This is a genomic window from Microcoleus sp. M2_D5 (genome assembly GCF_036701935.1).
Lineage (GTDB): Bacteria > Cyanobacteriota > Cyanobacteriia > Cyanobacteriales > Microcoleaceae > Microcoleus.
The window spans coordinates 96,101-108,038 of record NZ_JAUBRP010000004.1 but is presented as its reverse complement, the minus strand read 5'-3'; the positions used below and the strand labels follow the sequence as shown (position 1 = coordinate 108,038).

Annotated in this window: 14 protein-coding genes and 6 tRNA genes; 4 read left to right on the top strand and 16 right to left on the bottom strand. The window is 46.0% G+C overall.

Features of this window, described 5'->3' with window-relative positions; translation table 11 throughout:
• Nucleotides 1-294 precede the first annotated feature (294 nt).
• The 4 genes from QUA50_RS02955 to QUA50_RS02940 form a co-directional block, all read right to left on the bottom strand.
• On the bottom strand, nucleotides 295-651 hold the full coding sequence (locus QUA50_RS02955; protein WP_333259165.1) for a peptidoglycan-binding domain-containing protein: 357 nt from the start codon (nucleotides 649-651) through the stop codon (nucleotides 295-297).
• 202 nt (nucleotides 652-853) lie between these two features.
• Nucleotides 854-1,300 (bottom strand): peptidoglycan-binding domain-containing protein, encoded by a 447-nt coding sequence (locus QUA50_RS02950; protein ID WP_333259167.1) that lies wholly within the window; start codon nucleotides 1,298-1,300, stop codon nucleotides 854-856.
• 126 nt (nucleotides 1,301-1,426) lie between these two features.
• Nucleotides 1,427-2,065 carry a ThiF family adenylyltransferase gene (locus QUA50_RS02945; protein ID WP_333259170.1) on the bottom strand — a complete coding sequence of 213 codons (639 nt, stop codon included), beginning with the start codon at nucleotides 2,063-2,065 and terminating at the stop codon, nucleotides 1,427-1,429.
• A 12-nt stretch (nucleotides 2,066-2,077) separates the two neighbouring features.
• Complete coding sequence (locus QUA50_RS02940) at nucleotides 2,078-2,929, bottom strand: hypothetical protein (RefSeq protein WP_333298534.1); 852 nt, start codon at nucleotides 2,927-2,929, stop codon at nucleotides 2,078-2,080.
• Between the two features lie 269 nt (nucleotides 2,930-3,198).
• Here QUA50_RS02940 and QUA50_RS02935 point away from each other — a divergent pair, with 269 nt between their 5' ends.
• Nucleotides 3,199-3,591 (top strand): DUF4189 domain-containing protein, encoded by a 393-nt coding sequence (locus QUA50_RS02935; RefSeq protein ID WP_333259175.1) that lies wholly within the window; start codon nucleotides 3,199-3,201, stop codon nucleotides 3,589-3,591.
• A gap of 143 nt (nucleotides 3,592-3,734) precedes the next feature.
• Here QUA50_RS02935 and QUA50_RS02930 read toward each other — a convergent pair whose 3' ends face one another.
• Nucleotides 3,735-4,076, bottom strand: a complete 342-nt coding sequence (locus QUA50_RS02930; RefSeq protein ID WP_015174354.1) for a hypothetical protein — start codon at nucleotides 4,074-4,076, stop codon at nucleotides 3,735-3,737.
• A gap of 428 nt (nucleotides 4,077-4,504) precedes the next feature.
• On the opposite strand from QUA50_RS02930, the gene QUA50_RS02925 reads away from it, so the two are divergent.
• Nucleotides 4,505-4,765, top strand: coding sequence for a DUF433 domain-containing protein (locus QUA50_RS02925; protein ID WP_333259178.1), 261 nt, complete (start codon nucleotides 4,505-4,507; stop codon nucleotides 4,763-4,765).
• 291 nt (nucleotides 4,766-5,056) lie between these two features.
• Here QUA50_RS02925 and QUA50_RS02920 read toward each other — a convergent pair whose 3' ends face one another.
• The 8 genes from QUA50_RS02920 to QUA50_RS02885 form a co-directional block, all read right to left on the bottom strand.
• A complete protein-coding gene (locus QUA50_RS02920; protein ID WP_333259181.1) occupies nucleotides 5,057-5,515 on the bottom strand; it encodes a DIP1984 family protein in 459 nt (152 codons plus the stop codon).
• Between the two features lie 218 nt (nucleotides 5,516-5,733).
• A complete protein-coding gene (locus QUA50_RS02915) occupies nucleotides 5,734-7,173 on the bottom strand; it encodes a hypothetical protein (RefSeq protein WP_333259464.1) in 1,440 nt (479 codons plus the stop codon).
• Between the two features lie 164 nt (nucleotides 7,174-7,337).
• Complete coding sequence (locus QUA50_RS02910; protein ID WP_333259184.1) at nucleotides 7,338-7,508, bottom strand: hypothetical protein; 171 nt, start codon at nucleotides 7,506-7,508, stop codon at nucleotides 7,338-7,340.
• Nucleotides 7,509-7,719: 211 nt separating this feature from the next.
• Nucleotides 7,720-7,792, bottom strand: a tRNA-Lys gene (locus QUA50_RS02905).
• A 102-nt stretch (nucleotides 7,793-7,894) separates the two neighbouring features.
• Nucleotides 7,895-8,043: transfer RNA gene (locus tag QUA50_RS02900), tRNA-OTHER, on the bottom strand.
• Nucleotides 8,003-8,203: a hypothetical protein gene (locus QUA50_RS02895; protein WP_333259186.1), complete on the bottom strand. Its 201-nt coding sequence runs from the start codon at nucleotides 8,201-8,203 to the stop codon at nucleotides 8,003-8,005. Before QUA50_RS02895 ends, QUA50_RS02900 begins: the two co-directional genes overlap by 41 nt.
• A 629-nt stretch (nucleotides 8,204-8,832) precedes the next feature.
• A complete protein-coding gene (locus tag QUA50_RS02890; protein WP_333259189.1) occupies nucleotides 8,833-9,795 on the bottom strand; it encodes a GNAT family N-acetyltransferase in 963 nt (320 codons plus the stop codon).
• A 227-nt stretch (nucleotides 9,796-10,022) separates the two neighbouring features.
• Nucleotides 10,023-10,096: transfer RNA gene (locus QUA50_RS02885), tRNA-Lys, on the bottom strand.
• Between the two features lie 276 nt (nucleotides 10,097-10,372).
• Between QUA50_RS02885 and QUA50_RS02880 the strand changes: the two genes are divergently transcribed.
• Complete coding sequence (locus QUA50_RS02880; RefSeq protein WP_333259192.1) at nucleotides 10,373-10,537, top strand: hypothetical protein; 165 nt, start codon at nucleotides 10,373-10,375, stop codon at nucleotides 10,535-10,537.
• A 77-nt stretch (nucleotides 10,538-10,614) separates the two neighbouring features.
• On the top strand, nucleotides 10,615-10,845 hold the full coding sequence (locus QUA50_RS02875; protein ID WP_333259195.1) for a hypothetical protein: 231 nt from the start codon (nucleotides 10,615-10,617) through the stop codon (nucleotides 10,843-10,845).
• A 544-nt stretch (nucleotides 10,846-11,389) separates the two neighbouring features.
• Here QUA50_RS02875 and QUA50_RS02870 read toward each other — a convergent pair.
• The 3 genes from QUA50_RS02870 to QUA50_RS02860 all read right to left on the bottom strand — a co-directional run bounded on the left by QUA50_RS02870 (nucleotide 11,390) and on the right by QUA50_RS02860 (nucleotide 11,628).
• Nucleotides 11,390-11,472: transfer RNA gene (locus tag QUA50_RS02870), tRNA-Ser, on the bottom strand.
• Between the two features lie 4 nt (nucleotides 11,473-11,476).
• Nucleotides 11,477-11,550: transfer RNA gene (locus QUA50_RS02865), tRNA-His, on the bottom strand.
• A 5-nt stretch (nucleotides 11,551-11,555) separates the two neighbouring features.
• Nucleotides 11,556-11,628: transfer RNA gene (locus QUA50_RS02860), tRNA-Ala, on the bottom strand.
• Between the last annotated feature and the right edge of the window lie 310 nt (nucleotides 11,629-11,938).

Here is an 11,938-nt window from a genome sequence, read left to right as displayed (position 1 = left end):
CAGGTACTTGCTTTCCTACGCTATCGAGGGTGGAGAAAAAAATTAGATTACAGAGTTTAAGCTTCCAGATTCATCTGCGATCGAGTAAATCTAAAATCTAAAATATAAAATCTAAAATCGACTGACTCCACCCAAACACAGGTACTTGCTTTCCTACGCTATCGAGGGTCGAGAAAAAAATTAGATTACAGAGTTTAAGCTTCCAGATTCATCTGCGATCGAGTAAATCTAAAATCTAAAATCTAAAATCTAAAATCGACTGACTTAGAAACCTTTGTTGTCAGGTGCTTAAAGTTACAAACTAGCAAACAGTCTGTCCCAAGTTTTGCCTCCCACAACTCCGTCTACAGGAATATCCGCTTGTCGCTGAAATCTTTTGACTGCATCTTCGGTTGTCGGCCCGAACACGCCATCAACTACGATCGGGTGTGGGGACAAGCCCCGCGCGTTCAACAACTTTTGCAGTTTCTTCACATCGCGCCCTTTCGAGCCGCATTTTAAAATCCTTTTATGGTGTTTCACTGCTGGTCGATGGCAATCATCAGTGTAGCAAACTGCGGAGCCCGCTGCATAGTTGGCTCTACTTGTGCCCGTCAAAACTAATAGACCGAGAATTGCTAGTAAATAATAAAAAGTCTGTGTTCCCGCCATACTTTCCCTGTTAATTTTTCATTCGATCGACAAAACCAAAAATCTCAAACTTCATTCATTAGCAATCTAGTAGACGATTGATTTTTGATTACAGCTTCTGTGTCTGTAGTTGCACAAAATGCGCTATCTGCACAACTACAAACCGCAGGGATTAATGATTAGCAATGATGACTTAGGAACTTTTGTTTTCGGGTACTTGAATTTACGAACTCGCAAACAGTCTGTCCCAAGTTTTGCCTCCCACAACTCCGTCTACACGAAGGTGAGCTTGCCGCTGAAATTTCTTCACTGCTGTGAGAGTTGTCGGCCCGAACACGCCATCAACTACGATCGGGTGTGGGGACAAGCCCCGCGCGTTCAACAACTTTTGCAGTCTCTTCACATCTGCCCCTCTCGATCCGTGTTTTAAAATCCTTTTATGGGGTCTGACTTCGGGTTCGTGGCAATCATTAGTGGGGCAAATTGTGCTGCCCGCTGTATAGTTTGCTGCATTGGCGCCAGTCAAAACTAATAAGCCCAGAACTGCGAGTAAATAATAAAAAGTCTGCTGCGAAGGCTTCTGCTCAGGCGGCTTCTTAGGCGGGTCTTTCGGGGGCGGTTTTGGCTTGCATTCTAGTGAAATAGTACCAGTACAAACTTGTTCGGACATAGTTTCCCTGTTAATTTTCTCAAGGGTTTTTTGCGATTTTGACGATTGTTTGAGAGTGAGAAACCGGGTTTGTGGAATGGAGGCATCCAATCTCGACCGGGTTTCTGGCAACAGTCAACCGACATTTTACAATATAAGTGGCTTTACTGCAAAATCTCCGATCGTGCAAGTTAAATTTTGTTGCTGTTTGGTAGCAGCAAAGGTAACAATTACTTCGCAGGCAACTGCAACTGTCAGCATTACCAAGTTTCGCGCCAGCGGGTAGTCGCAAACGTCATCATTCGCGGCTGAAGGAACCCGATAGTGTTGGTTCCAAATTATTTCGGAATAATCGGCAGCTAATCCGACGTGCACGCAGGGAAGGGAGACAGTGGCACAGTAATCCTTGACTGCTTGCCGCCCGACACTGTTATCAAAAGTATCGATGACTGTGGCGCTGTTGGCAAGCAGTCGATCGGCATTTGCGGGTGTCAATTCTTTTGAGTGCGCGTCAATGCTGACTCCCAAAGCGCGGTAGAGGTGGTTGGCGAGAATTTTGGCTTTGAATGCGCCGATGTCCGATCGATAATAGGGTTGAGTGGAAAGGTTGCGTTCCTCGATGCGATCGCGATCGATGATTTTTAACTGACAAAAGCCCGATCGCGCCAGACTTTCTGTTATATTCGCACCCAAAGCACCCGCGCCGCACACCGTTACCGGGAAATTTTTTATCAGCGACATCACTGCGGCACTTCTGTAAAGTTGTTCGTGAAAAAATATACTCATGGTAATCAAGAATTAGCGATTTTCGACTACTCCAACCAATGATTGCAAGTCGAACTCTTTGTCCAATCCGCTGAGACAAATGCCAGCACTCATCACTGTCAAATCATTTTTGGCGATCGCAGAAGTGTGATGTTCTCCCGTTCCGCTAGTCCATTCAACCAGCCAATAATTTTCGCGATTCCCTGCGGGATAGCTTCGCTTCACGCAAAAATCCCGCAATTCACCGCCGCCCATTTTCAACGCCCGCTGCAAGCGCTGTTCATCCCGCACTTTTGGATCGAAATCTTTAATATTTCGGGACACCAATTCGTAAACAGTTCGCATTTCCGGTGTCATCCCTTTAAAGCGAACATCTTGAGGCAAAATCAACTTTTTCAAAGCTGCTTTCAATTCCTCACACGGCAGCGGATCGGCGCGCCTGTCAATCTCTTCAAACCACAAACAATGACCGTCCCACCGCGCCACAATCTGTTCAAACTGCGAACCTTCAGTTACTAAATGAACTGGTACGGGTTTCGCAACACCCGTGCGCTGTTTCGCGTCAGATTCGTTAACAGGATAAGCCAGCCAAGTTTGTCCTTGCAACACGCAAGCCAAGTGCAAGCGCACGGGTACGAGCAGTTGCAAATATTCTGCCACTGGCGGCAAACTCGGTTCCTCAACCACCGCAGCTATTTTCTCATTTATAGGCTTAAAAATAGCCCATCCTTCAAAGTTGCGCGGTGAGGCTTGAAAAGTATAAACCATTGAGCTAACCCTGATCCGCACGCTTCCCCCGCGCACGCAAGGAGCCAGGAATTGGGTATCGAGTAGCTGGCCTTCTCGGGCAGCGAGTTGGCTGAGGATTTTGCGGATATCTGGCACTGAATTGACCTCCTTCATCTTACAGGACTTACGCATAGGCAATCAGAAACCGGGTTTTTTACAAAAATATTTCGTTCCCGCCCGCCGATTCGCTAAAAAACCCGGTTTCTAGGCATCGGAATGGGTAAGTCCTGTCTTAACTTTTTTACCTAACACACTTTTAAATTAAATAAATATAAAGATTTATCAATACTGTTGACGCGAATCAATACCCTAATATAATATTGAGCGAACCTCGCAACTTAACCTTGTAAAGATATTAAGTAAATATGCTGCAAAAGCTTTTTTCTAAGTGGGTTGTAGTCACAGCTTTGACACTTCCTCTTTTCGGCTCAGTCCAGGTAGCTAAAGCTCAGGACAGCTATGGAGCTACTGCTTATTCTCCGACTTCTGACGCCACTGGTATTAGTTGGGATCATGCTACAGAGAAAGAAGCACTAAACGCAGCAGTAGCCGTCTGCAATGAACAAAGCGGAGGTGCGAACGACTGCGAACCCCTGACATCTAATAGTAATAATTGTGGAGCGATCGCCGTAGGCAAAGGAGGAGCCGGTGCGGGCTGGGGCGACGATAAAGCCGCTGCAGAAGCTCAAGCTCTCGCTGGTTGCAGCGAACTAGAGGGCGGCAGTTGTAAAGTACAGCTTTCAGCTTGCAACAACTAATTAAAGTGATAAAAATCGGTGGAAGAGGTGTATATATTGGCTGCTAAAACAGCTTAAAAAATAGTAAATGTATGGTGTGTATTGCACACCATACCAAATACAACTCAGCTAAAATTAGGGTACGCAATGCACACCCGACGCAGTTAATCTCCTACTTCGGAAGTAACTGCATCGGGTGGCAGCAAACTTTCTAATCTATCTTTAGACCAGTATTCAGTAGGATAAGCGAGTGCAATAATATCAGAGAGTCGAATTAGCCACGTAACTTGTCCGTAAGCATCGATATTTTCCGCCTGTTCGTTAGGGGGAACTATCACTAAAAGTTCCGCAAACTCCCCGAACAAATTAATCGGGATGCCGCCGAAACTGCTATTATTTGTTTTAATCCAAACTTTGCTGCCTCGATCGAGAGCTTCTTGCAGTCGCTGGCAGAGCAAACTGGATTTTTTGACCTGGGATTTTTTGGCTTTCGACTTTTTTCCCATATTTTTATGAAGTTAAAGTAGTTGTATTGTGGGTTGCACAGTCCGTTAGACAGTGGGTTGAGATTTAGTGCGATCCTCTTCGTTGGCTTCGCTAACGCGGTTCGGTATTGAAACGGACAAAAGGAAAAAGGAATCTCGCCCCGTCGCTACCCCATTACTCTAGTCTATAAGAAAGTGCTGTACTGCGATCGTAATAACAATTTAATCGCAAAATCGCGAAATGACACCTGTTCAAAAAAAAATCCACTGTAGCCAAGCTTCAAACCCTTAATCCATCAGTGATTGCCAATCTAAAATCTAAAATCTAAAATCTAAAATGGTATCACCTGCGGTGGCACTGTTACAAAGTCAGTCAACGATGCCCGTGTTTCTACTGTGTCCAAATGCAGTATAATCGGCGGAATCTTCCCAATCGTTTAAGTAAAACAATGGACTGGCGAAAGCTCATTCATCCAAACCCGAAAGCTTCAACAAGTCAACCAGCAGCGCCCGAAACTCGATTATCTGTAGAATTTTTGCTGGGGCTCTTTGCAGCAGGATGGACTCAACAGCAGGTGTTAGAAAAATATCCCGCACTGACTTCGGAAAAGTTGCGCGCGGCTTTAGCTGGTGCGGATTCCCAGTTAGTTTCATCCATCGCTAATCCAGAATTACAAGAAATTATCGATCAAACTAGAGAAGAATTTTAAATAGGGAAAACGCTTTCGGTTGAGGAGGAAAAAAATCGAAATTTTAACCGCCTCACAGCCTTCTGGAATTCCACATACCTTTTGCAATTGAGCAAGAAACCCCTAACCCACCCTCACCAATATCAATAGACCTGCACGCGGTAGTAACTTTAACAATGCCCTGTACGCTTGTGACAATACTGGGCTTAATTTGTGAGATTTTAGCATGGCCCCTCATGGAGGAGGTTAATGCCAACTTAACCCAATTGGCTGGGTTTGTGCTCGCTTCTATTGGTTTGGCTACCAACTTGCTCAATCGATAAGTTCAGTATTCCAGTTTGCTTGCTGTATTTTAGTATCTAACTCCCGATACTGTCTAGACATTCGATCGATTTGCGTTTGCAGTTCACCAACGTCGATCGTACTGAAAAATTTGACTTCCGATCGAGTATAGCGGTCTTGCCTCAAAGCGCTTGCGTCAACTACAGAATTGTAGATGCCGCGCTTGAGGGCGAGAGCATCTCTCTTGGCTAAAGCATCCGATAAAGTTACTCCATCTTCCAGAGTTGTCAGCGAATTAGTCTTGTTAATTTTCTTAATTAAGTCTTCCAGTTCTTGCACCCCTGCATCTACTTCGCTCATCAGTGCTTGGGGATTTTCGGGAGGTTCTTCTCCTTCCTGTACTTTAGCACTTCTTGTCAATCTGGAGCGCAGTTGTTCCATTCTTTTTTGACAGTCTGCTCTTAAAATTAAAGCTTCAGCTAGTTTCATAGTTTCTTGTCCTTCAGCTCCGTGCAAATTTTAACTATATAAGTAGATTGCGATTTACCGTTGGGTGGGGGCGGGTTTACGAGATTGTCGATTATCGGCAATTATTGTCTGTGAACCCGCCCCTACAATACCGGGAATTAGATTGTAACGGAGCGCTCCAACTTGATATTACAGCCGCTTGAGACTAAGAAATAAGGTCGCAGCGCGCACCCTACATTTTACTTGTCATTCCTTACCGGCAGCGATGTATCCAGAATTTCCATCAACAATTCCAGCCGCGAAGGACGGCTCAACATCGGCACTAAATTCGGCAAGGAGTAGTAATCCCCGGCAAACGTAAAGGTTTCCACCGCTACTTGTTTGTCCTTCAATTGCTTCTGGACATATTCGCACCAAGCACCAACTCGCACAATCACAACATCAGGATTTACCCCCAAACTGCGGCAGTAATTCTGATAAGCATCTGCAAAATAAGGCGCAGAGTTTTCGCCTTCATCTGTTACGATAATGAATTGCTCCACAACCTGCTTTTTAATTCGCATTGCTTCCACCGCGCAACCGCAACTTGTGCCGCCGCCACTGCGAATGTGCTTGAAAGCGCGTTCCCAGTCTGTCAATTCGCTGCCGTTTGCTTGCACTGGATACGGCATCGTGTCAAAGGCGTAGACGAACAGTGCAGCCTCGGAAATGCCCGAAATCAAAGCAGCGAGACGCTTCCCGACTTCGATCGCACTTTCCATCGAACCAGACTTGTCAATCAACAAACCAGTTGCTTTCGCAATCTTCCCGCGCTTCTTCACCTGTTCGTTTGTCACCGCTTCCAGCTTCGCCGCCGTTGCTGCGTCGAAGTTCGCGCCCGCACCCGCCACACTCGCTTTGTAAGCAGAAACCCGATCGCACTTTGCCGCTTCATCCAGCTTCGAGTCAATCAACTGCTTGACTTCCGGGTGATCCATCGCGCCGCGCGACTGAATCGATTTCAAATTGTTGATGACTTCCTGCGGCGACATCGAGTTGATCAGCGCGGCCAAAACTGTTGGCGTTAGCTGTCTGATCGCACCAACTGCGATCGTATACGGAATCTTGTACTCCACAATCAAATTCGCCTGTTCCGCAGGTGTCGCCGCCTTCGCCAACTGCTTCAACACGAATGCCAGAGAGTCTTCCGGCGGATTGTCTTTAAACAGGATAGCATTAGCGCGATCGCTCGGCTTGACGTGCAGCGTTGCGTACAAATGCTTCATCGCCTTGCGGTTGCGGATGGCGGCGCGATCGAAAAACTGTGCATTCTTTTCCCGCGATTTCAGATAGCGAGTGACAGCAGTGCGCGCGCTGCGGGGCACCTTATTCTGGTGCCGCTTCATAAAGTCCACAATCCGCGACACCTCGTAGGGAGGGAACTCTTGCAGCATCATAAAACCGGCATCTCGGTGTTCCGTCAGCGCCGAAGTCAGCAAGTTTCCGGCAAAAACTTCCTTGTGATCGCGCACGTCGCCGTGACGCTGATACCACACTGCTAAATGACCGTAAAAAATCGGGTCTAATTCGATAATTAACTTGTGAATTTCTGCTACTTTTTCTAATTGGCGGTGAGGAGTTGTGAGCAGACTGTTGAGCATTTCCAAACGTAAATCGCGTTCTGCTGCATTCATATTCATTGCTGTCACCTAATATTTTGCACCTATCGCCTCAGTCCGCCAGGGATTGAAATCCCTGGCTCAAAGCTTAAGTCCTCTTAAGAGGACTGAAATGCGTGTTTGAAAATGTATTTTCTATGAATTAAAAACCCACAAAAAATGTCTTTAGTCCTCTTTAGAGGACTTTAGCTATTAGACAGGGATTTCAATCCCTGGCGGACTATTTCGGAGTCAAGTGACTTCAAATCTGGTTCAACCCAATTAATCCGAGCTTCCCAGGACATCAGGCGATCGCGGGTGTAATAGCGAAACGGTAAAGTACGCGCGTGCGGAGCTATCCCGTAGGGAATCGGCATATTTTGCAATCAAACCGTTAGCCTGATGTACGATCGAGTAATTGTGACTTTCATCGGCGAGATATCTGCCAACATTTTCTCATGGCTAATACCCAATTTATTTTTGAGGGCGGAAGTCTTCAATACAAACAGGATTACTTAATTATTATCCTGAATTAACCACAAGATTCTATAGCATTAAAAGTCACTTCGCGCAAGTTAAGAAAGCCGTTGGCACATACGCAGGAGTTGAACCCGCGACCGTTTCCTTAAGAGGGAATTGCTCTACCAATGAGCTAGTATGTAAGCTTCCTTTGTTGGGGCGCGAAGTGGAACTTTTAAGCGCCGGATAGATATAAAAAATTCAGCTATAAAAGGCAGCGCACAAGTCAGAGAAGCTTTAGCCTCGCGGCAAGTAGGAATTGAACCTACAATTCGATTTTAAGTCGAACGTATCCAGTTTGTAAGCTTCTTTAGTTGGGATGCGCTGCCTAATGCGTGCTTTCAGTGAATTTCTAGCCGTAAACAGCTTCGGGGCGGACAATTAAATCACCGCTGGGACGGCGATCGAGCACGTAAGACTCGAAGCGAGATCCCTTGACATCAAAATGGTTGGCCAGACGTTCCTTAATAGCCTTGTCGCTCATTCCTGCCGCGATACCGAGTTGGCTTTCTGCCACGTCGTAGGAACGTCCTTCAAAACGAATGTGAACCATTACCGATACCTCCTAGAGCGATTTTGGATTTGGGATTGGTAGCTTATCTGCTCTCGACTTTGGCTTTTTGTAAGACGCGGGCAAATTGCCAGTATCGGTAAAGATTCACGAAATCTGATAATCTTTACTGAAATAAGCGCCGTTCTAAATGATAAGCTTGTTTGATTTTGCGGATTTCCTCAGCCTTTTTGGTTGATTCAAATCTGGCTGAACTTGTCTGTTCTGAATCCGCATGGAATTCGTTGAAATTAGACTGATTTCGTACAATCTCTGACTCGACCCGAGTCAGTTTGTAACCGAACAGTCTCGTATAAAGTAACAACATGACAATCGAGTCTGTATTGCAAGACTTTCAAATTGATGTTCCTTGAAATTTTGAGCAATATTTAGTTGTCAACGTTCAGAATTTGCACGGAAAATACAGGTTTTTGCTGGTCCTGCGCTTTCCATATTTAAATACTACATAAATACTACACGATTGTCAAGGGGGTAGCAAAAGTTTTTTAGATAAAACTTACACGAGTGGCGAGAAACCGGGTTTTTTTACCAAAATATTTCGTTGCCACCCGCAGATTCGGTAAAAAACCCGGTTTCTTGGCTCAAAGGGCGATCGCAATCTGTAACATCGATCAAACATCCTTAACATAGGAAATGCTGTTGCGAATATTGTGGAAACCAGCAGACTCGTAAAGACGCAATGCACCGGAGGAATTTGCAGCATCGACGCCGAGAATAGCAGTAGCGACACCGGCAGCTTTCAGTCGATGCAAACCAGCAAGCAACATCGCTCGTCCCAATCCCATTTTGCGGAAGCCGCGCCGAGTGCCGAGACAAGCAATCCAGCCTTCATTGCGCCCGGTACGATCGCACTCTTCCACACTAATCTCGCAGTAACAAAAACTGACAAATGTGCCGTCATCAGCAACAGCAATCAAGTCTAAATCATTTCTGTAATCGGGTTTAGCCAATTCGTGCTTAAATTTATCCACCGTTAAATCGTGATGATTCCAGTGATCGATAAACGACTGGTTGAACATTTCTACCCAAGCTGCCGCATCCTGTTCGCCGGGGAACTGACGCAGCAAAAAGCCTTCAGGGAATTGCGGTTCTGGGATCGGTTCAGAGAGCGATCGCGCCATTCGGCAAAAATAGCGATCGGCCTTAAAACCGCAATTTGCCAGCACAGAAATGCGATCGCAATCCTCAGCGCGAGCGTAGGTTCGCAGCTTCACGCGCGCGCCCCGCATCGCAGACACCTCGCGCATCCGCACTTCACCCCAGGCGATCGCGGCTGCTTCCACATCGCCTCCGCGCGCGTCGGGGTGGACGCGAAACCACAACCAACCGTCAGTTACTTCCCCCGGTTCAGAAACCGACAACTGAGCAAAACCGATTAATCTTCCTTCCGCATCTTCCCAAAGGCGGATATCGCGGGCTTTGTCTAGAGACGGTGCGTTAAATTCTTGTTGTAATTCCGAGATGGAAGTGCCTTCATCGAGCCGATCGACTGATTCGCAAGTATTGATTAAATGGGCGATCGCATCTAAATCGCGATCGCCCGCATAGCACCGCGCCGAGAGATTTGCCATCATAGCTAATCACCAATCCCTGTTGTTATTCAGTTTCAAAATAGCTTGGGCGATCGCACTTTTATCGATCGGACGAGTCGATTCACATTAAAAATCCGACAACGCAAACACTCACAGTAATCCAACCGCTACCGCCGTTGGCTGCTATCGTGAGCGCAAAATGAGTGGAAAACGACCTACTAGAGACAGTTTAAAGTCTCAAAGCCTTGTGAGTCGTATGTTATTGGGGATGGGAGTAGAAGGACTTGAACCTTCGACCTTGAGATTAAGAGTCACCTGCTCTAACCAACTGAGCTATACTCCCGCATCTAAGCTAGTATAACACAATATTTTAATTTTCGCATATTTCACCTTTTTTATTAAGTTGTTTGGTTACTGCTTGCTTCTGAATGTAACTAATATATCCAGTCGCTCCCTTGGTTAGAGATTTGCGATCGACCTTTTTATGTGTTAGCGCCCAGTTTCGCAGCAGTAGCCATTTTATCGCGCTGCGCCCGCATCCCTAGAGACGATCGCAGCAAAGCGCGATCGGTACTCGGAAAGAGGATAAGCTGGTGTCAACTAAACATGACTGCTTGAAATGGCTGACAAAGAAGAGACTGCTGTGATTAAAGTCACAGTTCCCAAGCGTTTGCACGAAAAACTGAGAAAAATGTCCCAGCAGACAGGAGTTCCTATGTCCACTCTGCTAGTCATGGCGGCCGTCAAGGAATACAACCTCGTGGACGAAACTGAGGACAAGTAACTATTAGTATACTTAAAGTACCCTTTGAAGGTACTATATGGTATATTTCAGGAATAGTCAACCCTGGAGGTGTGCTTGTGACTCAAGATGAACTCGAAGCCCTTGTCGATGAACTCGGCTTAGTGTCAGTCGTCAGCCTGCTGGCAAATATCTGCCACAACAAAGCCCGACAAACCTTGTGGCTGAAGGGACAAGGGGCTACTCCTTATACCGCTTGGAACAGCAACGGCTTCTTGCTGAAGCAGTTGATGACCAGACTGCGGCCAATCGGCAGCTACGATCGCGATTTAGACCTCAAAAACAACTGAGGTTCTGAGGTTCAACCCGTGCAAGTGCGTAAAGCATTGGTTTTAATCGGTTAACAGCCGAGTATGTATGCTTTAACTGTTAGGGCACGGGTTGAAACTCTTCGATTTGGACTTGAATTTTGAATGGAGAGGACGGGACTCGAACCCGCATCGATCGACAGCAACTTTCAGGAAACGCGCTTCCTTACTGCCCGCAAGCAGACGGGAACTGCCCCCATCTCGGACTGTTAATTCCTTTCAGTGCCTCCGCAACCCGCTGCCAGTTTGCGTTTTCAGGGAACGTCGCGAAGCAACTTTTTACCCTACTCAACAAACCCGATCGTCCTTTTGGGAGCCGCTTTTCCAAAGTTTTTACGGTGCCATTCCACTTAGGCGACCTCCCCATAATTTTGCTCAGTTTATGATAGCAAATTTTGTGAAAAAATTAACCATAATTCTCCCTTATTTAGATATAAAATCATCAGCAATCCACCGAGGAGGTACTGCCCCTCCTATCCCCGCGTTATCAGCACCGCATCTCGCTTTTTGACTTCCGGTGGTTAAAAGGAAGATGAAGGAATCGAACCCTTACAGTTACCTGTACCCCAGTTTTCAAGACTGGTTGCCAACCATTTAGCGGCATCTTCCAAGGGGTGTCTGACGGGAATTGAACCCGCTATTACTGGTTCCACAAACCAGCGCCGCTACCGCTTTGGCTTCAGACACCGCAGTGGAATCAAGGAGAATCGAACTCCTAACCTCTTGCGTGCAAAGCAAGCGCTCTACCAATTGAGCTATGACCCCTTATACTATTTTAGATTTTAGATTTTAGATTTTAGATTTGGGATGAGTTAGTGGATATGGGTTGGGAGATTTCCCACAGTTTAATTAGTTTTTTAAAGTGGTATTAAGTCGCCCCTAACCAAAATTATGGACGAATATTCAAGCTTCCCGATAGATTTGTGAAATCAATTTTAGATTTTAGATTTTAGATTTTAGATTTGGGATGAGTTAGTGGATATGGGTTGGGAGCTTTGCCACAGTTTAATTAGTTTTTTAAAGTGGTATTAAGTCGCCCCTAACCAAAATTATGGACGAATATTCAAGCTTCCCG

What these genes read in the sequence shown, in the direction of transcription:
- QUA50_RS02955 (WP_333259165.1), bottom strand. Translation starts at nt 651, where the DNA reads ATGGCGGGAACACAGACTTTTTATTATTTACTAGCAATTCTCGGTCTA.
- QUA50_RS02950 (WP_333259167.1), bottom strand. Translation starts at nt 1,300, where the DNA reads ATGTCCGAACAAGTTTGTACTGGTACTATTTCACTAGAATGCAAGCCA.
- QUA50_RS02945 (WP_333259170.1), bottom strand. Translation starts at nt 2,065, where the DNA reads ATGAGTATATTTTTTCACGAACAACTTTACAGAAGTGCCGCAGTGATG.
- QUA50_RS02895 (WP_333259186.1), bottom strand. Translation starts at nt 8,203, where the DNA reads ATGGTTCACATTCGTTTTGAAGGACGTTCCTACGACGTGGCAGAAAGC.
- QUA50_RS02880 (WP_333259192.1), top strand. Translation starts at nt 10,373, where the DNA reads ATGGCTGACAAAGAAGAGACTGCTGTGATTAAAGTCACAGTTCCCAAG.
- QUA50_RS02930 (WP_015174354.1), bottom strand. Translation starts at nt 4,076, where the DNA reads ATGGGAAAAAAGTCGAAAGCCAAAAAATCCCAGGTCAAAAAATCCAGT.
- QUA50_RS02925 (WP_333259178.1), top strand. Translation starts at nt 4,505, where the DNA reads ATGGACTGGCGAAAGCTCATTCATCCAAACCCGAAAGCTTCAACAAGT.
- QUA50_RS02935 (WP_333259175.1), top strand. Translation starts at nt 3,199, where the DNA reads ATGCTGCAAAAGCTTTTTTCTAAGTGGGTTGTAGTCACAGCTTTGACA.
- QUA50_RS02920 (WP_333259181.1), bottom strand. Translation starts at nt 5,515, where the DNA reads ATGAAACTAGCTGAAGCTTTAATTTTAAGAGCAGACTGTCAAAAAAGA.
- QUA50_RS02910 (WP_333259184.1), bottom strand. Translation starts at nt 7,508, where the DNA reads ATGCCGATTCCCTACGGGATAGCTCCGCACGCGCGTACTTTACCGTTT.
- QUA50_RS02890 (WP_333259189.1), bottom strand. Translation starts at nt 9,795, where the DNA reads ATGATGGCAAATCTCTCGGCGCGGTGCTATGCGGGCGATCGCGATTTA.
- QUA50_RS02915 (WP_333259464.1), bottom strand. Translation starts at nt 7,173, where the DNA reads ATGAATATGAATGCAGCAGAACGCGATTTACGTTTGGAAATGCTCAAC.